The organism is Pantoea sp. Morm (assembly GCF_016643525.1).
GTDB classification, from domain to species: Bacteria; Pseudomonadota; Gammaproteobacteria; order Enterobacterales; family Enterobacteriaceae; genus Pantoea; species Pantoea dispersa.
The window spans coordinates 1-22146 of record NZ_VOQX01000020.1 but is presented as its reverse complement, the minus strand read 5'-3'; the positions used below and the strand labels follow the sequence as shown (position 1 = coordinate 22146).

30 protein-coding genes and 1 pseudogene are annotated in these 22146 nt (G+C 54.2%); 22 read left to right on the top strand and 9 right to left on the bottom strand.

Annotation, left to right across the window (positions count from 1 at the left end; translation table 11 throughout):
- Positions 1–146 precede the first annotated feature (146 nt).
- From FT726_RS09495 to FT726_RS09485, 3 genes are all read left to right on the top strand, one after another.
- Positions 147–395 (top strand): hypothetical protein, encoded by a 249-nt coding sequence (locus FT726_RS09495; protein ID WP_127835297.1) that lies wholly within the window; start codon positions 147–149, stop codon positions 393–395.
- A gap of 56 nt (positions 396–451) precedes the next feature.
- Positions 452–727 (top strand): hypothetical protein, encoded by a 276-nt coding sequence (locus FT726_RS09490; RefSeq protein ID WP_211073236.1) that lies wholly within the window; start codon positions 452–454, stop codon positions 725–727.
- Between the two features lie 353 nt (positions 728–1080).
- Complete coding sequence (locus FT726_RS09485; protein WP_346302720.1) at positions 1081–2058, top strand: IS110 family transposase; 978 nt, start codon at positions 1081–1083, stop codon at positions 2056–2058.
- Between the two features lie 715 nt (positions 2059–2773).
- Here FT726_RS09485 and FT726_RS09475 read toward each other — a convergent pair.
- Positions 2774–3610 carry a MipA/OmpV family protein gene (locus tag FT726_RS09475; protein WP_346302719.1) on the bottom strand — a complete coding sequence of 279 codons (837 nt, stop codon included), beginning with the start codon at positions 3608–3610 and terminating at the stop codon, positions 2774–2776.
- Positions 3611–3816: 206 nt separating this feature from the next.
- Here FT726_RS09475 and FT726_RS09470 point away from each other — a divergent pair, with 206 nt between their 5' ends.
- The 3 genes from FT726_RS09470 to FT726_RS09460 are packed head-to-tail and all read left to right on the top strand — an operon-like array spanning position 3817 to position 6369.
- Positions 3817–4494, top strand: a complete 678-nt coding sequence (locus FT726_RS09470) for a response regulator transcription factor (RefSeq protein WP_346302718.1) — start codon at positions 3817–3819, stop codon at positions 4492–4494.
- Positions 4494–5882, top strand: a complete 1389-nt coding sequence (locus FT726_RS09465) for a HAMP domain-containing sensor histidine kinase (RefSeq protein ID WP_346302717.1) — start codon at positions 4494–4496, stop codon at positions 5880–5882. Before FT726_RS09470 ends, FT726_RS09465 begins: the two co-directional genes overlap by 1 nt.
- A 49-nt stretch (positions 5883–5931) precedes the next feature.
- Positions 5932–6369, top strand: coding sequence for a hypothetical protein (locus FT726_RS09460; protein WP_407075062.1), 438 nt, complete (start codon positions 5932–5934; stop codon positions 6367–6369).
- Between the two features lie 183 nt (positions 6370–6552).
- Here the strand turns inward: FT726_RS09460 and FT726_RS09455 are convergent, their stop codons facing one another.
- Positions 6553–6981 (bottom strand): AraC family transcriptional regulator, encoded by a 429-nt coding sequence (locus FT726_RS09455; RefSeq protein WP_346302755.1) that lies wholly within the window; start codon positions 6979–6981, stop codon positions 6553–6555.
- Positions 6978–7403 carry a substrate binding domain-containing protein gene (locus FT726_RS09450; RefSeq protein WP_346302715.1) on the bottom strand — a complete coding sequence of 142 codons (426 nt, stop codon included), beginning with the start codon at positions 7401–7403 and terminating at the stop codon, positions 6978–6980. Before FT726_RS09450 ends, FT726_RS09455 begins: the two co-directional genes overlap by 4 nt.
- A gap of 97 nt (positions 7404–7500) precedes the next feature.
- Between FT726_RS09450 and FT726_RS09445 the strand changes: the two genes are divergently transcribed.
- On the top strand, positions 7501–8160 hold the full coding sequence (locus tag FT726_RS09445; protein WP_346302714.1) for a protein-disulfide isomerase: 660 nt from the start codon (positions 7501–7503) through the stop codon (positions 8158–8160).
- A gap of 265 nt (positions 8161–8425) precedes the next feature.
- Positions 8426–9946, top strand: coding sequence for a carboxylesterase family protein (locus tag FT726_RS09440; protein ID WP_346302713.1), 1521 nt, complete (start codon positions 8426–8428; stop codon positions 9944–9946).
- 343 nt (positions 9947–10289) lie between these two features.
- Here the strand turns inward: FT726_RS09440 and FT726_RS09435 are convergent, their stop codons facing one another.
- Together FT726_RS09435 and FT726_RS09430 are read right to left on the bottom strand one after the other, a co-directional pair.
- Positions 10290–10925 carry a DsbA family protein gene (locus FT726_RS09435; RefSeq protein WP_346302712.1) on the bottom strand — a complete coding sequence of 212 codons (636 nt, stop codon included), beginning with the start codon at positions 10923–10925 and terminating at the stop codon, positions 10290–10292.
- 26 nt (positions 10926–10951) lie between these two features.
- Positions 10952–11605, bottom strand: coding sequence for an NAD(P)H-dependent oxidoreductase (locus tag FT726_RS09430; protein WP_346302711.1), 654 nt, complete (start codon positions 11603–11605; stop codon positions 10952–10954).
- Between the two features lie 114 nt (positions 11606–11719).
- On the opposite strand from FT726_RS09430, the gene FT726_RS09425 reads away from it, so the two are divergent.
- Positions 11720–12148 carry a helix-turn-helix domain-containing protein gene (locus tag FT726_RS09425; RefSeq protein ID WP_346302710.1) on the top strand — a complete coding sequence of 143 codons (429 nt, stop codon included), beginning with the start codon at positions 11720–11722 and terminating at the stop codon, positions 12146–12148.
- Positions 12149–12249: 101 nt separating this feature from the next.
- Here FT726_RS09425 and FT726_RS09420 read toward each other — a convergent pair whose 3' ends face one another.
- Positions 12250–12534, bottom strand: a complete 285-nt coding sequence (locus FT726_RS09420; protein WP_346302709.1) for a hypothetical protein — start codon at positions 12532–12534, stop codon at positions 12250–12252.
- Positions 12531–12821, bottom strand: a complete 291-nt coding sequence (locus FT726_RS27635) for a hypothetical protein (protein WP_407075061.1) — start codon at positions 12819–12821, stop codon at positions 12531–12533. The genes FT726_RS09420 and FT726_RS27635 overlap by 4 nt, the downstream gene beginning before the upstream one ends.
- Between FT726_RS27635 and FT726_RS09415 the strand changes: the two genes are divergently transcribed.
- Complete coding sequence (locus FT726_RS09415) at positions 12765–12905, top strand: hypothetical protein (RefSeq protein WP_346302708.1); 141 nt, start codon at positions 12765–12767, stop codon at positions 12903–12905. The genes FT726_RS27635 and FT726_RS09415 overlap by 57 nt on opposite strands.
- Here FT726_RS09415 and FT726_RS09410 read toward each other — a convergent pair.
- Both FT726_RS09410 and FT726_RS09405 read right to left on the bottom strand, forming a co-directional pair.
- Positions 12902–13543, bottom strand: coding sequence for an SDR family oxidoreductase (locus FT726_RS09410; protein WP_346302707.1), 642 nt, complete (start codon positions 13541–13543; stop codon positions 12902–12904). The two genes, FT726_RS09415 and FT726_RS09410, sit on opposite strands and share 4 nt — an antisense overlap.
- 56 nt (positions 13544–13599) lie before the next feature.
- The gene (locus tag FT726_RS09405) at positions 13600–14535 is read right to left on the bottom strand and encodes an oxidoreductase (protein ID WP_346302706.1); all 936 of its coding nucleotides are present in this window, start codon (positions 14533–14535) and stop codon (positions 13600–13602) included.
- A gap of 299 nt (positions 14536–14834) precedes the next feature.
- Between FT726_RS09405 and FT726_RS09400 the strand changes: the two genes are divergently transcribed.
- The 12 genes and pseudogenes from FT726_RS09400 to FT726_RS09350 all read left to right on the top strand — a co-directional run bounded on the left by FT726_RS09400 (position 14835) and on the right by FT726_RS09350 (position 21637).
- Positions 14835–15260 carry a helix-turn-helix domain-containing protein gene (locus tag FT726_RS09400; protein WP_346302705.1) on the top strand — a complete coding sequence of 142 codons (426 nt, stop codon included), beginning with the start codon at positions 14835–14837 and terminating at the stop codon, positions 15258–15260.
- A gap of 333 nt (positions 15261–15593) precedes the next feature.
- Positions 15594–16238: a DNA methyltransferase gene (locus FT726_RS09395; protein WP_346302704.1), complete on the top strand. Its 645-nt coding sequence runs from the start codon at positions 15594–15596 to the stop codon at positions 16236–16238.
- 20 nt (positions 16239–16258) lie between these two features.
- Entirely contained in the window at positions 16259–16480 is a 222-nt protein-coding gene (locus tag FT726_RS09390; RefSeq protein ID WP_346302703.1) for a hypothetical protein, read from the top strand.
- A gap of 450 nt (positions 16481–16930) precedes the next feature.
- Entirely contained in the window at positions 16931–17368 is a 438-nt protein-coding gene (locus FT726_RS09385) for an antirestriction protein (protein ID WP_346302702.1), read from the top strand.
- Positions 17369–17411: 43 nt separating this feature from the next.
- Positions 17412–17825 carry a hypothetical protein gene (locus tag FT726_RS09380; protein ID WP_346302701.1) on the top strand — a complete coding sequence of 138 codons (414 nt, stop codon included), beginning with the start codon at positions 17412–17414 and terminating at the stop codon, positions 17823–17825.
- Between the two features lie 263 nt (positions 17826–18088).
- Positions 18089–18289 (top strand): hypothetical protein, encoded by a 201-nt coding sequence (locus FT726_RS09375; RefSeq protein WP_346302700.1) that lies wholly within the window; start codon positions 18089–18091, stop codon positions 18287–18289.
- A gap of 817 nt (positions 18290–19106) precedes the next feature.
- Positions 19107–19748 carry a JAB domain-containing protein gene (locus tag FT726_RS09370; protein ID WP_407075059.1) on the top strand — a complete coding sequence of 214 codons (642 nt, stop codon included), beginning with the start codon at positions 19107–19109 and terminating at the stop codon, positions 19746–19748.
- Between the two features lie 84 nt (positions 19749–19832).
- A complete protein-coding gene (locus FT726_RS27630; protein WP_407075060.1) occupies positions 19833–20006 on the top strand; it encodes a conjugation system SOS inhibitor PsiB family protein in 174 nt (57 codons plus the stop codon).
- Between the two features lie 501 nt (positions 20007–20507).
- A complete protein-coding gene (locus FT726_RS09365; RefSeq protein WP_346302699.1) occupies positions 20508–20780 on the top strand; it encodes an antitoxin in 273 nt (90 codons plus the stop codon).
- The gene (locus tag FT726_RS09360; protein WP_346302698.1) at positions 20780–21145 is read left to right on the top strand and encodes a type II toxin-antitoxin system PemK/MazF family toxin; all 366 of its coding nucleotides are present in this window, start codon (positions 20780–20782) and stop codon (positions 21143–21145) included. The genes FT726_RS09365 and FT726_RS09360 overlap by 1 nt, the downstream gene beginning before the upstream one ends.
- 85 nt (positions 21146–21230) lie before the next feature.
- A pseudogene (locus FT726_RS09355) lies at positions 21231–21320 on the top strand (Killer protein); the annotation flags it as partial.
- A complete protein-coding gene (locus FT726_RS09350) occupies positions 21320–21637 on the top strand; it encodes a HigA family addiction module antitoxin (protein ID WP_346302697.1) in 318 nt (105 codons plus the stop codon). The pseudogene FT726_RS09355 and the gene FT726_RS09350, both read left to right, overlap by 1 nt.
- Positions 21638–22146 lie beyond the last annotated feature (509 nt).

Here is a 22146-nt window from a genome sequence, read left to right as displayed (position 1 = left end):
ACTCACCCGTTCCCCGCCGTTCGCGGGACATTCAGTCCGCTCCGCCGGCGCGTGCGGCTTCGTCCCTCGACCCTGCGTCCTCCGCAGTGGCCCGGCTGCCGTGACGTCACGGCGCTGATGCCGTGCAACCTGTAACCGGAGTAACCATGAATCACCCTCTCACCACTGGCCAGCTGGCCGAACAGCTGCAGCGTTTTGCACCAGACACACCCTGCGTAGTGCACCTGTGGGTAGCCGATGATTTCGAAGACGTGGCACCGGAGCTGACGTCCGATGAGGTGCTGGCCACGATCGCGCTGGCCGATGCCACGCTCGATGCGGATATCAGTCTCAGCTGGTACTTCCTGCGCCACTGCGCTGACACGGTTCTGGCAAAACGGGAGGAAAAAGAGTGAACACCTGGCTGGCTTCCTTTCATGCAGAGTGGCAGGGCATATGCTCAGAGGAGCATATGCTCATCCTGTCACCGGATGAGCAGCTGGCAGAGGCGGGCTGCATGCTCATGGGCCGTACGTGGTGGAAGGGCGAACCCCGTGAGAGTGAAGGCTGTTACTGGCGCTTTGACGGCAATGACGTCTGGCTGAAGTCTCTCTTGCAACTTGATGCGCAGCAGGCAGCGACACTTTCCGGCCTCCATTTTCTGAATGAGTGGGAAGTGACCGGTACGCTTCTGGCACCCGTGGTGAGCGACCGGTGCGGTTGCCACTGGCCTGATTTCCGGGGCTGAAAACGACGACTCAGGCGGCCGCCCGGCGGGCGGCGCTTTTCACGGGAAAGATAATGATGACGTCGCTTCGCTCCACGCTTATGCCGTCTCCCGTCCTGCGGCCGGTAAACGGCGGGCATAAAGTGCCGTGCCCTCACGGTAGCCGGGCGGCCTCGCAAACAAGGGAAGCTGTCGCCGGCCTGCTTGTATGTTGAGCAAGCCTCTTTAAACTGGCAATGCTGCTGCACGATCGGCCTGCTGGGTTTACAAGCCCGAGGGTGAGCTGAATAGCGCAGCATTTTTTCAGCACCAGCCCGAACAACTGCCTGGGCGGTTAATTCCAGCCCGAATTTTGCAAGATTGGGAGAACTGAAATGAATACGAAAGTCATTGTGGGTGTAGATATAGCTAAGAACAGCTTTGACGTATGTGTCAGTGGATGTTTGGGCACCTATCATTTTGAAAATTCAGCCAAAGGTTTTGAAGAATTGCTGAATTTAGTCAGCAGCCACAAAATCAGTTCATTCGTGGTTGAAGCAACAGGTAACTATCACAGAGCACTTGTAGAAGTACTGGAATTTCATGATTTTCGAGTTGCTGTCGTTAATCCGCGCCTGATAAAAAATTTCAGTCGTGCGTTAGGTCTTCGGTCAAAAACTGACGTACAGGATGCAAGACTAATTTGTGAATACGGTATGCGTATGGAGCCGCCGATCAGAGAGCAGCCTGATAAAGAACTCTTGAAGCTTAAATCAATGGTCAGTCGCCGACGTCAGCTCGTCGCTAATCGCACAATGGAGACGAACCGTCTTGAAGCACAAACAGAACAGGAAATTAAAACTGATATACGTCGCCATATTCAGTGGCTGACCCTGGAAATTAAGCGTATCGACGAAGTCCTCTCTGGAAGGATCGGGAAGATTCCCAAACTGAAAGAAAAAGTTGAGCTGCTTAAAGAGGTTAAAGGAATTGGGCCGGTTGTGATGGCGGCATTACTAACACAAGTGCCTGAACTGGGATCTCTTGATCGCCGTAAGATAAGTGCTCTTATTGGACTATGTCCTTACTCAAGGGATAGTGGGAATTTCAGTGGGCGCAGGATGATATGGGGTGGTCGTTCTGATATCCGTTCAATGTTATACATGGCCGTACTTTCGGCTGTGCGCTTTAACCCAGAGATAAAGGCTTTTTATGAAAATCTGATTGCCAGAGGCAAAGTTTTCAAAGTTGCTATGACTGCATGTATGCGGAAGCTGATAACTATCATAAATGCGATAATCCGGGATGGTGAGAAAAAGCAGAGCTCAGTGCTCCCGAACAGCGACAGGAATGTTTCACTTGTTGAAAAGTGAGATTGTAAAGGAATTGTTTCAACTACGATTGGGAGATAGGGCTAATGTCCGCTATGTGCCATAAGCTGACATTTAAGCTTATGTCCGAGACTGTTCTCAAAAGTAAGTAGTCGGCATTATCCTTGTGACCGTCTTTACTCCGCGTCTTAATCCATCACCGTGGCGGAGGCAGGCAACTCGCTCTATCGCATGCTCGCTTCATTGTAGGTACGACACTGGGCTTATTCTTATTAATACGGTACATCCCGCTTTTTTGACGTCGCCTGGTTGCCCGATAGATTCCCTCAATCGCGGTGCATGTTCACCAGCACCTGCCGGGACGTTCAGGCGCAGATGTGCCATCGGGGAATGGGGATTGCCGCCATGCTGCCAAGGCCTCATGGCGACGCCATCGCCGGATTGCAGAGTATTCCCATGCCGCCGAGGGATGTCACTATTATCTCCGGCATATCGATCGCTGCGGTCCATACTGGATATCGCCAATGCATTGCTGGCGAATTCCGCAACACCAGCAAGGTAGGCATGTTCTTCGGCGCGCGCGCTTTTGCTGTTGCGCCAGCGGAGGTGAACAGATGTTTTACATGTTCGGGGCTGAAGCTTTAGGTTTTGCAATCTGTTGCGTACTGCCCCGTTAGCTGAAAAGAGGGTGGATTGAAAGCGTGTTTATTGGCAGAGAAGAGCCATAAGCTGGCGGGAAACACACATTGAATAACGATCAGAAGCGGTATGTCACCAGCAGGCTTCCGGTGGGTGATGTTTCTTGTTGCACAATCGGGCTATTGCGCGCATCCCCCGTTAACTGCGTAACGCCTGCTGTGGCAATCATGCTCCAGTCCTCATTGAACTTGTGTGTCCAGTCAAGATTCATCGACCAGGCATAAATTCCCGATTTGGCATCATATCGGTTAAATCTTGATGCGGCCGATTGAGCTGCACTGACTCCGTAGTAAGTCTGCATGTATTTGTCCGTCCCCCAACTACCGGTCAGCGCCAGCGTTACTGTATTATTCGGTGAGGTATAGAGCGGGCTATGAATGCCAAAATGCAGTGCCGTGCCATTGTTTTGCTCAGAAAATGGCACTTCAGCCTGCAATTGCAAATTAAGCCAGTCAGTCACACCGTATCCCAGGCCAAGCACACCGAGAGCCGAGCCTTTGACATCGCCCATACCACGCAAATAGTCGCTACCATCGCTTAGGGAGTCACTGTCCACGTCGCGATCCTTACGGCCTGCGCGATAGCTCACCGCAGCGTTGTAATCGAATTTGCCGATGTTATTGCCATAACCTATGCCCCGCGTGGAACTGACGAAGAAACCATTTTCCATGGTGTAATCAAGCACCAAGGAAGTCGTGACGCGGCTTTTGTCCGAACCAGAATAGCGTGGCGTCACGTTCGCGCCGCCTCCCACCGTCAACGCGTTGCCCTGATTCTCTGCTGCCGCCAGTATCGGGGTGGCCAGTAACGCCAGGACTGCGCCCGACAACATTTTTTTCAGGCTGCCCCCCTTGAGTGAAAGGGGGAACTTATGACGCAGAGTGTTATTTCTCATTAAAGAAGTCCTTATGCATTCAAATGATTACGATGCAAGCGGGTTGTAAATGCCATAACGTTCATTTTGAATGCGCCCACTAAAGTTCTCATGAGCCAAAAATGAAGAAAGGGTGAAGCAACCACAGATGCTGCAAAGCTGATAGATTTCCTGATACCGTTTTTTTCTTCAGACGTTCTTCATTCACTGCTGATACCGTAACCATTGTGAAAATACTCCTGATTGAAGACGACCTGGATCTCGGTAACGGCATACGTATTGCCCTTGCAGATCAAGGATTTGATGTTATATGGGTTCGCCGCAAAGAGGATGCGCTGCATCAGCTTGATGTCTGCGTGCCTGAACTTGTGTTGCTCGACCTCGGATTACCCGATGGCGATGGCATGAGCCTGATGGGGTGCTTGCGTCAGCAGCTTAAGAGCATTCCCGTCATCATCCTGACGGCGCGAGGCACACTGCACGATCGCCTTTCCGGGCTGGACGCGGGTGCAGACGACTATCTCGTCAAACCGTTTGTTCTCGCCGAGTTGCTGGCGAGGGTGAGAGCGCTTGCGCGCCGCAGTTATGGTTTTCAGAACGAGGCGATAGAACTTCGGGGATTATCACTTTTTGTGCCCACACGACGCGTGACCGTGAATGCACGGCATATTGAGTTGACGGCAAGTGAATACGCGCTGCTTGAAACGTTGATGTTACGCACTGACCGCGTGCTTACTCGCAGTTTTCTGGAAGAAAGGATCTTCGGCGCAAAAGAAAATATGAGTAATGCGCTTGATGTGCATATGGGGAATTTGCGTCGCAAAATCGGCGAAGGCTATGTACGAACGGTGAGGGGCGTTGGGTATGTCATTGATACCGTACCCATTCAGAAGGGAGCAGGTTGATGCGAAATGTCTGGCGCCATCTGAGAACCCCAACGTTCGTACGGCGAATTATGGTAGCGCAGATGCTATTGCTCACTCTGCTCTGGTGTCTTTTTCTGACTTACGTTTTGTGGGAGGACTTACGAAGTCCGCCGATATTAACGGGCAGTAAGACGTACGAAACCATTTTTACGGTGGTTAAGAGTATGGACGACCGCCCGCAGGAGCGAACGCATGTGCTGGCTGCATTAAGTAAGGCAGTACGGGAAAATTATGGCGGCGGTGAAGATCCAGCACTCTCAATCAGCCTTATCGTACGCGAGAATAAAGAGATAATTTATGCCTCTGATGGTGCGCCAGTCGGAGTGATAAATAGCCGTTATGGAAAAATTGAGCGCGTGGAGAGTGATGGTCGCGCCTGGAACAGCCGTACCTTAAAGTCCGGGAACGCCGACACAGAGGTCACGCTTATCACCCCTGCTGGAGGCTGGAATTTCTTTATCTACTTGAACTCGCGTGGCTACTACGTGATGCCGCTGCTGGTATGCATTCCTTTTCTTTTATTCCCTGCGTGGCTTTCGATCCGCATTGCAATGCGCCCATGGAATAAGGTGGTAAATGAAGTGTCCTTACGCACGCCGGACGATCTCTCGCCCTTAAAAGCAGTGCCAAAGCACAGGGAGCTTCGCCAGATGGTTGACGCGGTTAATGGATTTCTTACCAGGGTGCGGGAAAGCACTGAACGGGAACGCGTTTTCATTGCCGATGCCGCTCACGAGTTGCGTACCCCCCTGGCGGCGATGCGAATCAATGTTGAGGCGCTGGAATCTTATGTGAGCAGTGACAGCCAAAAAGAGTTGCTTGCGGGCATTGTTCGCAGCAACAGCCGTGCGGCTCGTCTGGTCAATCAGTTGCTGCTGCTGATGCACAGCGAAGCGCGCATTGACATGGTTATGGAGCCTTTGCCGCTGACAACGCTCATACAGGAACGTATGGCCGGGCTGGCACCGCTCGCGGCGGAACGCAGGATTGAACTTGAATTTTACGCCGAAGAGGAAATCTGGGTGACTGGCGTCAGGGAGCGGTTAATGTCGCTTATCGATAACGTAGTTGAAAATGCCGTGAAGTATAGCCCCTGGGGCGGGAGGATTGAGGTGGAATTACGATCCTTAAATCAATCCACGCAGTTACGTGTTTCAGATGCAGGGCCTGGCATTCCCGTTGAATTGAGAGAGCGCGTGTTTGACAGATTTTTTCGTCATCCTAACCAGCTGCAAAGCGGGAGTGGGCTGGGGCTTGCCATCGTTAAAGCCGTTGCGCAGCAACACAACAGCAGCGTGAGCCTCAGTACGTCGGCAGAAGGTGGGCTGATGGTTTCGGTTGATTTCCCAAATCACAAGTCCGCCTGAAAGCAAGGACAACGTTGATCCGCCCCGGCGAATGGCCGTTACCTGAATGATGGAGTTAAACGTGAAATACGTTGTTCTTGCAAGCCTGTTAATTTCGCTCTCACTAAGCGGGTGCGCTATTACGGTCAGTGAACTAAAAAACAGCCAATCCTCTTTTGACGGCAGTTTCGTGAGCAAGACAGGCTCATCTGATACTTATCGAACCCTAAGGTACATGGCAAGACAGTGCCTCGAATATGAGGCATATCCAGGAAATCCGGTCATCGTACTGAGCGAATTTGATGGTGAACGCAAAGCAGGGGAGATTAATCAAAAGTTCCTTTCACAGGGATTGTTGATAAATAACACGTTAATTGAGATCGAAAGTCGGCATGGTGACAACGCACAGGTCTCCCTGTATACAACCAAGAACGTCTTGAGCACGGGAATCCGGTCACCAAAGATAATTGATATCAAGCGCTGGGCTGACGGCGATAAAACGTGCTAACGCGACACCGCGAAGCATTCCAGTTATATGACTTGCGCCACATTGATTAACACCGCAATTCTAAGTAATACCTTCATCAGAGGTGAGAGCCACTTCAAACTTCCGCTATTCGCTCATAGCGGACCTGCAGCGCCAACTGTCCGCTTTGTGCCAAAAGCGGACATTAATTACTGGTTTAGATATTTAAACTTTAAATCGCGCAGGTGTGGTGCCAAACACCCTGCGAAACAACGCAATAAAGGCACTCACATTGTCATACCCAAGCTCCAGTGCAACTGTCGTCACTTGCTTACCCGTAGCCAGAAGTTCAAGAGCCTTGAGTAACCGGATGCGCTGTCGCCATTCATTAAAGCTAAAACCGGTTTCAGCACTGAATCGACGTGTCAGTGTGCGTGATGACACTCCCGCCCAGTATGCCCATTCCTCCAGTCTCCGACCGTCGTCTGGGTTATCTGACAGCGCCTGTGCCACTCTGAGGAGCCGAATATCCTGCGGCATTGGCAGCCCAAGATTAACCTTAGGAAGAGTTCCTATTTCATCGAGGATAACGCCATATAAACGTTTTTGAGGCGCATTAAGCTCTGCATTTTTCCATGAGGCTGCTCGTGTTATCGCCTCACCGACAGCCTGTCGAGATCATACTCCGGCAGCAGCGCGACCAGCCCTCCCGCCGCAAGCTCCTGCTCTGCAGCATACAGGGGCAGTATGGCTATGCCGGCTCCCATCTTCGTCGCCTTAAACAGGATCGCCGCCTCATTGGTGCTGATGCTTCCCGTTACCGGGAGACTCACAATGTCGCTCTCTTTATGGAACCGCCACGTGCTCTGGCCGAAGTAGGTATACGTCAGACAGTTGTGGTTTTTCAGGTCGCTCAGGCTGCGTGGTGTGCCGTGATTGTCCAGATACGCGCGGCTGGCGCAGAGTACGGAAGAGCAGTGTCCGAGGTTACGGGCATAAAGGTTCGGGGCAAGTGAGCTTGACGTCCTGATAGCCAGATCGATTCCGTCCTCGGCCAGGTCAACGGTTCTGTCCATTCGTTCACCTCATGCAACAATGTGTTTACTGTATGCCTGTTTTTCATGGTGCGAAATCTAATTATGATGATCACAACTGATTAAAGGAGGACGCATCGTGCATATCGACAGGCTGCAGTATATTTTTGATCCGCTTTGCGGCTGGTGTTATGCCAGCGCGCCCGCCCTGCAGTATCTGGCCCGGCACCACGGTGACCGGCTTGAATTAATGCCCAGTGGCCTTTTCTCTGGTGAAGGTGCACGGCAGATTACGGCGCAGTGGGCTGAACACGCGTGGGCAAACGATCAGCGCATTACAACACTCACCGGTCAGCCGTTCAGCGAGCGCTATCATCAGCTTCTGCTGTCCGGTGCCCGCTTCGATTCAGTCTTTATGAGCCGCGCGCTGACCGCATTTCAGCACACCGGTGCCGTTGCTGAAGCGGGCCTGCTCCACGTACTGCAGCACGCCCGCTACGTACAGGGGCGCGATACTTCCCGCTGCGACGTGGTAGCCGATATCAGCACGACCTGGGCGAAAGAGTATGGCGCGGAGGGCGGCATGGATGATCTGGCCAGCCTGCCTGAAAATGATACCGTGCTTAAAAGCCAGACTGAACAGCGCATTGCCGGGGTGAAGCAGCTCATGAGCGAGAGAGGTATGAGAGGCGTTCCCCTTTTGCTGGCAACCATTTACGGTAATGAACACGTTATCAGCGGTCACGCCCTGTACGGAGGGGAAGACAGCATCAGCGCAGCGCTGGCCGCGCTGGAATAGTGCAACTTGCAATTTCAATACCGTATCCGGAACAGCAAAAGCAGCCATCTTAGTGTTCAGCGGATGCGGCCAGACGTCAGATCAGAGACGGGCCACTCAGCCTGATGCGTAAAACCGTTTCGGGACCGTCCTCATCTGATGAGGACGGCAGTTTTCCGGGGGAGAAATGAGCCGCCGGTCCGCCAGTAAGCGGTTGTCTTTGGCCCCCTCATCCGGCATAAGGCGGAACCGGCATTTCAACGGGCAGTTATTAGAAGGAAGACGAATGAAATATATTCTTGGCAGTGCACTGATTGTCGCAAGTTCATTGTCTTTTGCCGGCTCTCCTGTTCCCGTTGTCGACACGGAGGCGGGTAAGGTTCAGGGATACCGCACCGGTGAGGGGATAAGCGTTTATAAAGGGATCCCCTATGCGGCCAACCCCTTTACTCCTGAGCGACGGTTTCAGAATCCTCAGCCCGTGCAGCCTTGGTCGGGTATCAAAGCGACGGTCTCTGATTCGCCCGTGCCCCAACCGGGGAGGAGCCAGGCACAGCGGCTGGTCGGTCATGCCGGCGACCTGACCCTGAATATATGGCGTCCCGGCAACGCTGAAGGGAAATTGCCCGTTATGGTGTGGATTCCCGGCGGGGCCTGGATCCGTGAAGACGCCACGGAGTCTGTTTATGACGGGAGCGTGTTTGCTGAAAAAGGGGTGGTAGTCGTCACAGTAAACTACAGGGTGGGTGTGGATGGCTTTATGCATTTTGCCCGACGTCCGGACAACCGGGGCATTGCAGACCAGATTGCTGCGCTTAAATGGGTTCAGCGTAATATCGCAAATTTCGGAGGCGATCCGGGCAGAGTCACGCTCTTCGGACAATCCGCGGGCGCGGGAAGCGTTGCGATTCATTTAGGCAATCCGGCGACCAGAGGCCTGTATCAGCGGGCTATTATGCAGAGTCCGCCGGTGCAGTGGGTCAGCCCGTCTGATGCGACCCGGATCACCCGGCAATTTGCCAACAATCTGGGGTTGCCTGCGGACCCCGAAGCCATGGCCAGGGTACCGTTTGAGGCGCTGGTTCAGAACGTACTGAGAGTCGGTGAGCAAATAAAAGATGCCTCTCAGTGGGGAAGACTTTCGCTTGGCGGCACGGCATTTTTGCCGGTTGCTGACGGTAAAATCATCGTCAAAAGCCCCATGGAGGATTTGGCGATGAATGACAGTAACCGCGTCCCTGTTATTGTGGGCAGCACCGACAGTGAGTCCAGACTGTATCTGGTTCCCGGCGGCGCGTTAAAAAAAATCACTGATGAAGATGTGAAAACGGTCACTGATGAGCTGGGTCTCCCCGAGGGGGCTCAGCAGGTTTATGCAAAAAACAGTATCAGTGCGGAAAGTCCGGGTGACGTTTACGCCCAGATTATGTCGGACTACACGTTCAGAATGCCCGCGCTGAACATCGCCCGGCTGCTGAGCCGCCATCAGGACACGTGGTTTTATAATTTTTCCTGGCGTTCACCCGCCTACAACGGTCATCTGGGTGCCGCACATTTTGTGGATGTGCCCTTTACGTTCGGAACGATTCACACAAAAGAAGCTGAAAACTTTGTCGGCGTCAATCCGCCCCAGGCTCTGTCTGCCAGTATGAACGATGCCTGGGTCGCCTTTGCCAGGTATGGCAATCCGGGGTGGGCGCATTATTCAGACAACGAGAACAGGATGATGGTGTTCGATACCAACAGCCAGATGGGAACCCTCACGGACCCGCAAATTGCGACGCTTTGGGATAAATTCCGTTACTGATTGTCCATTTACTGTGTGCTGGATGCTGTAAAGTGCGCCCGGTAAGCATTGGGCCACGGTCTGGTTTCGCTGGCCGTTTAAAACAAGGTGGCCAGACGCTTCTGGCCGCAGCACAGGCTGATGCAAGACTGGCAAAATATCAGTTATTTTAAGGTACTGGTTATTATAAGACTTTCCATGGGTTGTGCGTTCAAAAGGCACGCGACATGCTTGTTAAGTGTGTCGGACGGTGCATTAAACCTTCCCATGAACGTTGTTCTGCAACCGCGCCGTCCGGCCGCCGGAACCTTCCCGTTCACGTCAGTCTTATGCAGGAAGCGTACCTGTCTGGTTTGCCTTTGCTCTATTCAGCGCACAGCAGAGCGTTTTCGACAGCCCCTGTTATCTCGTCTTCGCTGCGGCCTCCGCTGAACGCGACGCGAGCGTTGAAAACGAAGTGCGGAACTGACTGCACGCCTGCTGAAAACGCGTTTGCCACCGCCTGGTCAACCCTGGCGTGCCAGGCCGGCTCTTCAGCAACAGCCAGCGCCTCAGAACGCTCAAAACCATATGACGTGGCGATGTCTGCAAGCACTTCGGTACTGCCAATGTTCATGGCTTTCAGAAAATAGGCTTCCGTAATTGCAACCGCAAGCGGGTGTTGCGTGCCCCGTGAGCGAGCGGCCAAAATGAGCGCATGGGCTGCCTGCGTCGGATAAGCCCGGGGCTGACCTTTCAGGTTGAGCGCCAGCCCTGACAGGCGGGCCTCCCGTTCAACACGGGAAAACGCGGCTTCAGGGTTATGCACGCCGTATCGTTCAGGAAGTAAATCAGCGATTAATACCCCCTCTGCGGGGATGCCGGGCATCAGCAGAACAGGGTGATGGTGAATATCAGCCTGAAGGCCCGGAAAGCGTTCTTTAAGAACCTTATCGAGTCTGTACTGACCGACAATGCACCAGGGACATATGATGTCGGTATAGAGGTCAATCTTCAGCATGTAAGACTTCTCCCTTATTCAGCCCGTTACAGGACTGGATGGTTTCGAAAAGAGCCATAACTCTGCGCTGCGCGGGCTAACAATGACTCAACAGCTGCCTCGGCACTGGCGACAGCGGCCTGTGCAGATTCCGCGCCGAGTACGGTACCTTCTATCCGCACAAGCTCAGCGTCAGTCAGTCCGATAAAGCCAAGTATGTGCAGGAGATAGCGGGTCTGGAAGTCGAAAGCGGCATAATCCCCCTGTGAAAACACCCCCCCTGCTGCGGTGACCAGATAAAGCTTCCTGCCCGTAAGCAGGCCCTGGGGCGCTCCTGTGGCATAGCTGAAGGTGAGCCCCGGCCATGTGATATTGTCAATCCAGGCCTTGAGCTGTGAAGAAGGGCCGAAATTCATCATTCCTGAACCAATGACTATGATGTCGGCCGCGCATAATTCATCAACCAGCTCCCCTGCTCGTTCAACGGCAGTATTCTGTGCAGGTGTGCGCGAGTCAGGAGATTTAGTGCGGCCTTCAGTGTAGTCCTGTGTGATATGCGGGGGCGGACTGGCGACAAGGTCTCGAACAGTCAGTGAACCGCCTCGTTGAGCCTTCAGCCCACGGGCAATTTGAGTGGCAAAGCGGGTAGACAGGCTCTCAGAGCCACGTGGACTGGAAGTAATCAGCAGAATATTACACATAGTCGCTCCGTTTAGGGTATAAAATTAATAATCAGGGCACATTTTTATCCCTGGTTACTAACCGGTACCGCCGATACTAGAATGCCTGCCAGCGCTTAACAAGAAGGCACAACTATGTTACTGAGTCACACTGGGGTTCCTGCAGTACTGCCGGCCCCTGAAACCGAAGGCTGCAAGGCCACCCGTGAAATACTGAACCGGATTGGCGACAAGTGGAGTCTCTACATCATCGCGTCTCTGGCAAATGGAAAGCAGCGCTTTAATCAGCTAAGGCGCAGCATTGACGGTATTTCCCAGCGGATGCTGACGCTGACCCTGAGAGGTCTTGAGCGGGATGGCCTAATCAGCCGGACTGTCTATCCGATCATCCCGCCACGTGTTGATTACGAACTCACTGACCTGGGCCGGTCACTGTCAGAGCCTGTAATGGCGCTTGTGAACTGGGCAAACAATAACCGGTCAGCCATCGCAGAATCCCGTCAGCACTATGACGATACATTTCAGTCTGAGGTGGAATTTAAGGCTCCCGGACAGGGATCATGAGCCCCGGAAGTATCAAAAGCCCCGGTGTGCCTTTTGCTGGATGCGGACAACGGTTATTCCGTCAGTCCGCTCCGTGCCATGAGCGGACGTTACCAGCATCATTAACGGTATGGGTGCAGCACACTACTGATGGCCGCCGCAATTTCTTCTTCGCTACGTCCCCCATTGACTGCGAGACGGTTCAGGAAAATAAAATGCGGAACCGATCGCACACCTGCCGTCACAGAATCTGCTGTTTCCTGCTCAACCCTCCTGAGCTGAATAGCATGGAGGGTAATGGCACGGGCCTCATCTCTGCTGAATCCCCAAACTGCAGCAACATCTGCCAGCAAATCGGCATCTGCAATGTTTACTGCTACCAGAAAATATGCTTCAGTGATGGTCATCGCGAGCTGGTGCTGCGTGCCGTATTACCCGGCATCCATGATAACAGCGTTAGCCGCCTGTATTGGATAAGCGTAGAGCTGGCGATCAAGGTTAAGTTCGAAACCTGATGCGCGGGCCTCCGCTTCAGGCCGGGCAAACACCACCCCGGCTCTGTAATGCCATATCTCATACGCAGCAGCTCGGGAATAAATACTCCTGCCTCCGGCGCGTCTTGCATCAGAAGAAGGGGATGATGATGAATATCTGGGGCCACACCGGGGAAGCGTTCCTTGAGAACCTTGTCCAGCCGGTGCTGACCTACAAAACACCAGGGGCACGTAATTCCGGTATAGAGGTCAATTTGCAACATTATCCCGCGTCCCCTCTTTAATGATTAGCGATACCCGGTGCGGCACATACGAACGTCCTGTCCGTAACCTGGTTCACAAGAAACCTGGCGAGGTTGCCTCTGGACAGCTTCATGCTCAACCTGGTCTGTCTGTACCAGCCCACATCAGTCTTACCGTCTGCGGGGCCGTTCTGAAGGTTCGGAATTCTTACCAGGGTCCAGTCGAGACCTGACCGGGCGATGAGCTCACCCGTCGCCCTAATGTCCTCATAAGCCTTAGGCACGATCACCCTGAACAGCAACACAAACGCATGAGTCCTGAAAGCGAAACCGTCCCGGGGATCGCGGTATGCGGCTGTGGATATCTGGATAAGCCGACGCACACCCGCTTGTTTCATCGCGGAGATGATGTTGGAAAGACCATGCATGACCGGTCTGTCACCCTTTACCTTCAGGCTGTTGGGGCCCAGTGCGCTGATGACTGCATCTGCACCGTAAACGCACTTTTTAATTGCCTCTCGATCCTGCAGGTCACCCACGACGACTTCAACTTTTCCCGCGAATGCTTCAAGCTTGCCCGCATCACGCGTATAAACCGACAAAGTGTACCCCTGCCGGAGGGCTTCTTCGATGATGTATTTCCCGGTCACACCGGTCGCACCAAACAGAGAAAGTTTCATATTTATTCCTTGTAAGCAGATGTTCTGTACTCTTTGGGCCGGGGCGCAGATCCTGATCAGGAAACCGAATTTCCGGAGAACAGACTGAATTCAAGACCGGTAAGCTTTTCAGTTTCAGCCCACAGACGCCTGGCGACTTCTTCGTTCTGCGCGCGTTCACTGATACGTGCACGTGCCGGAGGACCTTTGTACTCAAAAAAACGCCCCGGTCCCCAGTAGCTGCCCGGGGGCGCATCCGGATCCGTCGCTGCACGCATTGTGTTAAGTGCCCCATCAGGCGTACGTAGCTGAAGAAGTGGATTGAGCACGCCTGCCATAAAGCGCTGGTGCGGTAGCAGATGGCGTTGCAGCTCGCTTTTCGTCCACCCCGGATGGGCTGCCGTCACCCGGACTCCGCAACCTGATGCAGCCAGACGTCGCTGAAGCTCCAGGGCGAAGATGAGGTTCGCGAGCTTGCTTTGCTGGTAAGCTTTCAGGGCGTTATAGGGACGTTCATTCCAGTTCAGGTCGTCGAATGCAATATGACCGCCGTGATGCGCCAGGCTTGAAACAATGACGATTCGCGAATGAGGAGTGCGGAGTACAAGCGGCAAAAGGCGTTGCGTAAGCGCCGCATGGCCGAGGTGATTCGTACCGAGCTGAAGCTCAAAGCCCTGCCTTGTTCGAGCAAGAGGCGAAAGCATGACGCCTGCGTTGTTGATGAGCAGATCAATCCTGTCATGCGCTGCTGTGAACCGTTCTGAAAAGGCCGCGATGGAATCAAGGTCGGCAAGATCCAGAACCTCAACAGACGGCACCACTGAAGGCCTCTCCTCAATGATTCGCCTGCGTGCGCCTTCACCTTTACTGAGGTCACGGCATGCAAGCACAACCTTCGCGCCTCGCAGGGCAAACATGCGGGCCGTTTCAAAGCCGATACCGGTGTTTGCACCAGTGACGATGACTGTACGGCCGGTCTGGACCGGAATACTGTTAAAAGTCCATGTGCTCATGTGATTCACCTCCGCTGTCAGGCAGCAGGTTTTGGCAAATATGCGGTGGCTGACTGACGAAAAAGCCAGACCAGGTTGGTGAGTTATTACACTGAGCCCGCTGTTCAAATTCAGTTTCAGAGGATAAGTGTACAAACAGCCTCTCAGCCTCGCTCAGGATGTAAGTCATCTGCAGGAAAGAAAGCATGGTGGCTCCGTTTAAGGTATAAATCAGTTACCAGAGAACATTTTTATGCCTGGTTATCATTCTGTACCGGGATACTAAGATCCCTGCATAAACTTCACAAGAAGGCACACCTATGTCACCGAGTAACACCGATTTTCCCGGAGCACTACCGGCACCTGAAGCGGAAGGCTGTCAGGCCACCCGTGAAATACTGAACCGGGTTGGCGACAAGTGGAGTCTCTATATCATTGCCTCTCTGGCAAGGGGCAGGCTGCGCTTCAACGCATTGAAGCGAAGCATCAACGGCATATCTCAGCGAATGCTGACGCTCACCCTGAAAGGTATGGAGCGGGATGGATTAATCAGCCGGACTGTCTATCCGACTATTCCTCCGCGTGTTGATTATGAACTCACGGTACTTGGACGGACTCTGTTAGAGCCTGTAATGGCACTTGTAAACTGGGCTAACGACAACCGCTCAGCTATCGAAGAAGCGCATCGGCACTTTGACAGCGCGGCGAAATCCGGTGGTACAGAGGGGACTGATTCACAGAGATAATGACCGCAGTCAGGGGCGACAGCCGTAATCAGCGGTTTAAGTGGGTTTTAACTTGCATAATATCTTGTTCGTTCAGCTTTGTGCGAGAGGTAACGTCCGCCTTTCGCTCTTAGTGGACGCTCATCACCTGTAACCACTGACGTCTTTAAAACATCCTTCCAGGTTGACATCAAACACAACTGCTCACCCGTTCCCCGCCGTGCGCGGGACATTCAGTCCGCTCCGGCGGCGCGTGCGGCTTGCGCGTCCGCCCCTGTTTGCTCAGCTGGTCGCCCGGCTTTGTGGAGGTCACGGCACCAGAGGGGTGCCCCCTTCATCCAAAGGAGCACAGCAATGTCACGATTCATGCATGGCGACAGCGTACAGGTTATGGGCGGCTTTCCGGACAAAAGCATTGATTTCATTCTCACCGATCCGCCGTACCTGGTCGGCTTTAAAGACCGGTCCGGGCGCACCATTGCGAATGACGTAAACAGCGACTGGGTGTTGCCGGCGAGCCGGGAAATGTACCGGGTGCTGAAAGATAACAGCCTGGCGGTCAGTTTCTACGGCTGGAACCGCGTGGACACGTTCATGCAGGCCTGGAAGGAAGCGGGTTTTCGCGTTGTCGGTCACCTGGTTTTCACCAAGCCCTACGCCTCAAAGTCGGCCTTTGTCGGCTATCAGCATGAAAGTGCCTACCTGCTGGCGAAAGGGCGCCCGCCGCTGCCGGCAAAACCGCTGCCGGACGTGATGCCATGGGAATACACCGGCAACCGCCACCACCCGACCGAGAAGCCGCTCAGCATCCTGCGGCCGCTGATTAAAACCTTTACGCAGCCGGGCGCCATTGTGCTGGATCCGTTCGCCGGCAGCGGTTCGACCTGCGTGGCCGCCCAGGAATGCGGGCGCCGCTGGATCGGTATCGAGCTGCTGGAGCAGTACCACGCCGCCGGCCTGCGCCGCATTTACGCCCAGCGCAGCGCGCGCGCCGCCTGATCATTACGGAGAAGAAAAACATGAATACGCAAACCCCTGTAAATGCGCTGGCCGACGACGTGGCAGACCTGGAAGAATCGCTGTATGAGTTTCATCTGCGGCTGCGCGACATGACAGCGCGCCACCTCTGGCACGGTGCCAGCCTTGAGCAGAGAATGACCGGCTTACTCATTGAGGAAATCGACAATGACTTAGTGGAACTCTACCGGCGTGCGGCGCAAATCCGGAAGCACTATCGCTAGGCGGGTTAAAAAATAATCATATTGTAAAAGCCCTGCCGGCACGTGGCGGGGCTTCGTTTATCCACAGGGTTCCGGCGCCGATATGCACGCCGGCTGTGGACAGGACTGAGAGGAAAAGGACGTTGCTGCGCGCCGCTTTCATGCCGCCTGCGGCGGGGGAGGAAAAACGTGCGGTCTGCGGCCGGTGCCGTGACTTCACTTTAGCCCGGCCGCTGCGTGTTCAAGAGATCGCTTCGCTCGCCGTCCTCGCCCGTTCGCACTCGCTCCGGCGGGCTCACTCCCGTCGCGCCTCCGCTCATGCTTCGCGTCGCCGCCGTCCGTTATCCCGCCTCCCGCTCGCTTGCGCTGCGGCCTGCGGCGTTGCTCCTGAACACTCCGCTTTTCGCCGGGCTGTCATTCAGTCACGGCACAGGCCGGAACGGTTATCCACTCTGACTGCGGAGGTTTCTGATGAACACAGCACTGCACGCGCCCCAGCCGGCGCAAATCCTGGACGGTTACGTGAAAATGCGCTTTCTGCCGATGCTTTTTGCCGGCCATTTCATACGCGCCGAACTCAACATATACCAGTATGCCGATCGCTTTCTCAGCGACTATGACGGCGGCGTATGGGAGTTCGCGCATCTGCCCGGCGGCGGCGGCTTTATGAAGCCGGAAGGGGAGGCGTACTGGCACTTTTCAAATCCGGGCAATTACAGCGAACTGGACGTAAGCGCGGAGGCGGCGGGGATCATCGTCACCGCGCTGGTTCTCAATCACCGGAGCTGGATGTATGACCGACACGATGAAGAAGAACTCTGTGCACACTACTGCGAACGCCACCGGCAGCTGATGAAGTACGCCGGTGAACATCACGAAGCAGACGCGATTTTCCGCGCGCTGGACTGATTAACTACGCGGGCGGCGTTGCCGCCCCACTGAGGAAAAAAACATGATGCACGGAACTGTAAAAGAGATCAGCACGCGCCTGACGGAGTTGTTTGATGAACAAAACCCGGTTTCAGTATTGATCTGGACGAAGGATGACGTGATGAATGCTGCAGAGTGTATGGATATCACGGAAAGAGAGGCCGTCCGGATACTGTCGTTTATTGCCGACGAAGATCACCGCCGGTACGGTATTGGCCGGGATGCGGTCAGGGACATGCTGGTCAACCTGCGTGAAGAAGAAGGGGAGGAAATGCGCGAAGTAAGTGTACCTGCCGGAGCGCTGGCGGCGGTGCTGAATGTGGCAGAAGATTTTATGCGCTTAAAACACGCTCAGGCCGGGCCGGGTGGAGTCGCCCGTCACTGGCCAGTTGAAAATGAGGCAATGATAACGATCATGGCAGCGCTGGCCAGATAAACGTGACGGGCCTGGAATGTGCTGAGTAGTGATAGCAGGCGGGGACAGACTTACAATGTGGGCTGTCGGATGAAGGGGATTTCACATCCGGCAGCGGACCCGTCTGAGCGCGCGTAAACCCCATGGCCACCCCTGGCTGACGCCAGCGGTGGCCGCGCCGGTATCAGGACAGACAACACAGGTTAAGCAAATAATAAAACCATCTTGAATTTATATATATAATCAGTCAGGATGCGCGGCTGAAATTAATTAAAGGATATCTGATGAAAGCTAATAAATATGCCATGGATGAAAAGTGCCCGCCTTTCGCAGAATTTAATGGCGTCACTTTTTATATTGATGATTTTATGAAAATGTACGAGGAAGGCGCAATAATCACACAAAAACTGCTGTCCGGTGAAATGCTGACTACGTGGATGCAAGGGGACGAGATGATTTGCGAGGTGACACATCAGGACGCCTGAGATTAGCGGGTGTGGTTTTATGTTGTTGATGTTTATATTATTTATCTGGCTTCCTGGGATCGCAAGTAAGTGTGATCTTCTGTCGTGAAAATTACAGAAAGCCTAAGCCTACTGAAATAATAAAACTCTGACTCCCTGAACTCAGAGTCTTTTAAGTTTTCCGCTAAAAACCATAAAGTCTTTTGTGCAGATGTCTGATATTCACCAGACCTTAAAGTTTTTATTTCTTCGCAGCAAGAGTTGTTATATTTAAGAGCCCTTAAGGTCACGGCTAATTAACAGCAACAGCAACAGCAACAGCAACAGCAACAGCAAAAGCCGGGGCCCCCTTCGGCTCCCCGGCAAGCCGTGTCGTCGAGCCCTATGTCGCTAAGCGGCAAAGCCGCCAAGCGCCACCGAACCCCTGCGGGTTTCGGCCGCGAGCGGTTTCGGGCTGATGTCCAGGGTCAACGGCTGCTGCCGGCTGCGCCGTCGCGTTCACCGTCCCGGCCTGTCGCCGGGACTCTGAGGTTAGTCCGCGGGGCGGCCTGAAACTTCCCTTCTGACGCTTCCCTGCATTCCGGCCAGCCCTTGCGCGGAGGGCTGGTCGTAGCACCGCCGGCTCAGGCAGAAAGGGGTGAAATGTACGCCGCCAAAAACTTTTTGCCGGGGCGTCAAAAACTTTTTGTCGTCGCCCCTTTATGCCTTCACTTCGTCGTTGCTCCTTTGCCCCTGCCGCGAAAGGCCAGACCGGAAAGAGAAAACCCGCGTCAGAGAAGGCCTTTGTCGGTTCCGCAGCACGCGCTGCACTACTCAGCCGGATTTAAGGAGCTATGCCATGCAAAATACCCTCGTAAACGTCACCCCGGATGTGATTACCGATTGCGCGCTGACCGAAATAATGACCAGCCATGATGATCAAAACATCATCGATACCGCCTATGAATCTATAGCTGATTGGGTGGAAACACTGAGTGATAACGTTAGTTTTTTCACTCGTCTGCAGATTCGTGATGCGCAGGGGAATTACGTGATGGCCACTGAGAGTCAGATCCTGGAAGAAGCCGCACGCGCCATCGAGCATCGCTATCCCACCGGGACCTTTTTTGCATCAGCGGCGGTTTCAGAAGAATTTTTCAGAGCAAAACTTGCCGGCCGCGATCGGGAAATTTTTGCAGTTGCCTTTCTGAATAACCAGCATCAGTTGCTTGCTTACGAGGAGATGTTTCAGGGGTCTGTTTCAAGCGTCGAAGTGCACCCCCGGGTTTTGGTATGCAGGGCGCTGCAGCTGAACGCGGCGGCGATAATCGTGAGCCATAATCACCCCTCATTTTTGAAAGAGCCTTCCCGGGCTGACATTGCAATCACAGGGCGTTTGAAAAAGGCACTTGAGCTGGTCGCTGTGAGACTGATTGACCATATCATTGTTGCAGGCAACGAGACTGTCTCACTGGCACAACTGGGACATATTGACAGTTAAACCGTTGCGATGACCTGGCTGCCCCAGCAGAATGCCGCACCGGCCCGATAGACGGGCCGGATTCGTGACCAGAGACAGAGCTGAATACTATTACCTGAGAAGAAAAATTTACACTCAGAACCTGCGTTAACCGGCTGCGATTTTGAAGCCTACCGTGACCGCGGCGAAATATACCGTCAGCGTATTAGCGCAGCCGTACTTAATGCGCTGCTGTTGTCTGACAGCTGGCGCATGGACTGTGAAATGCGGGCCGAGTGAGGCGGGGCATATGCGGTATAACTGCGGCAGACCCGCGCGAAGGCGGGCTGGCCAGCCCGTCATGCTGCTCGCTTATATGGTGTGCAATCGTCGCAGACACACGAATCCGCTGCCTCCTGCGCCTGTACGTCAGCGATCGCCTCTAACGAGCGGCGCTGCAGGTGATACTTGAAAAAATCGCAGTGTACACGCGGGCGGGCTTCACAGGTGCCGGTGAGCTTGCCGCCGCGATTCGGACGGGGAGCACACGGTATGATCCGGACCTCACAGGTACTGGTGCTACTGCTGCCGGAGTGACGAAACTCTCTATGGGGCTAAGAACTGACGCTGCATTAGAGATACATCGCATGCATGGCTTCTTAAACCGGGAGATCGTGTGCAGCAGATCGTCAGCTATGAATGTTCCGTGGGAATTATTCGTTGATAAAATAAACAATGTAGTGTGACTTAGTGTTACCCTGTGGTAGTCTATGTGTTACTAAGTCACACACCGGAGGGCATATGGCATCAACAAGACTTCGTCAGCAGGGCGGGGCCGTCGTGCTGACCATCCCGAGCGACATTGCAGCAAGAGCGGGCTGGACGGTAGGCATCGAGCTGGACGTGACCGCTGAGGGCGAGACCGTAAATATTGTGCCGGTAGCGCGTGTACCGCGTGGTCGCCGCACACTGGCACAGCTGCTGGCCGGTATTGATCAGCAGGAAATTCATGGCTATAACGAAGAAATATCTGACGGCTTGAATGACGCGCCGCAGGGCAGGGAGCAAATCTGATGGTTTCAAGGAGGGTGCCGCAGAAGGGCGAAATCTGGCACGTAAACGGCGATCCGGTGGAAGGCCGTGAGTTTAAGGGACCGCATTACTACTTAGTAATCTCGCAGCGCGAGCTGGTGGCGGCACTGGGAACTGCGGTTTGCGTGCCGGTCACAAGCGGCGGCGGCGCGTCACGCTCGCAGGGTGTGACCGTATATCTGGATGGCAACAGCACGGACACCGGTAAAGTGACCGGCGTAGTGCTGTGCTATCAGCTGCGCTCGCTTGACCTGACGGCGCGCAGAGCAAGTTATGCCGCTACGGTTGAGCCATACGTTATGGATGAGATATTGTCGCTGGTGGTTGATCTTATCGATCCGCGCTAAACAACGTAGAACTTAAACGTAGCCTGCAGTTGAAGAATAAGATTATCGATTCTGGATATATCCTGAAGGGCGACAGGAAAAACATTTTTCCATCACAGTCAGGGCTAACTGGCGCATCACTTTCGAATTCACGGACGGTGATGCTTATATTCTTAATCTGGAGGATTACCACTGATGGGCATGTTTAATCCCCCGCATCCGGGCGGCCTGATCACCGAGTATATTGAAGACAATAATATTGGCCTGCGCGTGCTGGCGAAAGAGCTGGGCGTGTCCGCTTCGGCGCTGAGCAAAGTCGCCAGCGGTAAGGCTTCTGTCAGTCCGGAAATGGCGGTGCGGCTGGAGGCGGGGCTGGGTATTGCGGCGCGTCTCTGGTTATCCATGCAGGCCGCCTGCGATCTGCACAAGGCGCGTGCCAATACAGACGTTTCAGGCGTACACCTGCCCCCGGGCGTGCTGGCCGCTCCTGCAGAGGAACGACCGGGCAAATAATCCCGGCAACTGATACCTGCAGACCGCGCCACCTGGCGCGTTTTTTTTGGATTTTCAGCCAGCATCTGAACAGCAACACCGACACCCTGCGGGCCGGGAAAAGCCGGTGCTGGCGCACAGGCCATCCCCGCCTGGCCGCTGATACCCTTCACGCGTTTAATGGATTCAGAGTCGTCAGTTCTCTGTTCAGCTGTTTCAGCCTGCCGCCGGTAAAGCCGCATTAACAGCAACAGCAACAGCAACAGCAAAAGCAAAAGCAAAAGCAAAAGCCGGGGCCCCCTTCGGCCCCCGGCAAGCCGGGTCGTCGAGCCCTATGTCGCTAAGCGGCAAAGCCGCCAAGCGCCACCGAACCCCTGCGGGTTTCGGCCGCGAGCGGTTTCGGGCTGATGTCCAGGGTCAACGGCTGCAGCCGGCTGCGCCGTCGCGTTCACCGTCCCGGCCTGTCGCCGGGACTTTAAGGTCAGTCCGCGGGGCGGCCTGAAACTTCCCTTCTGACGCTTCCCTGCATT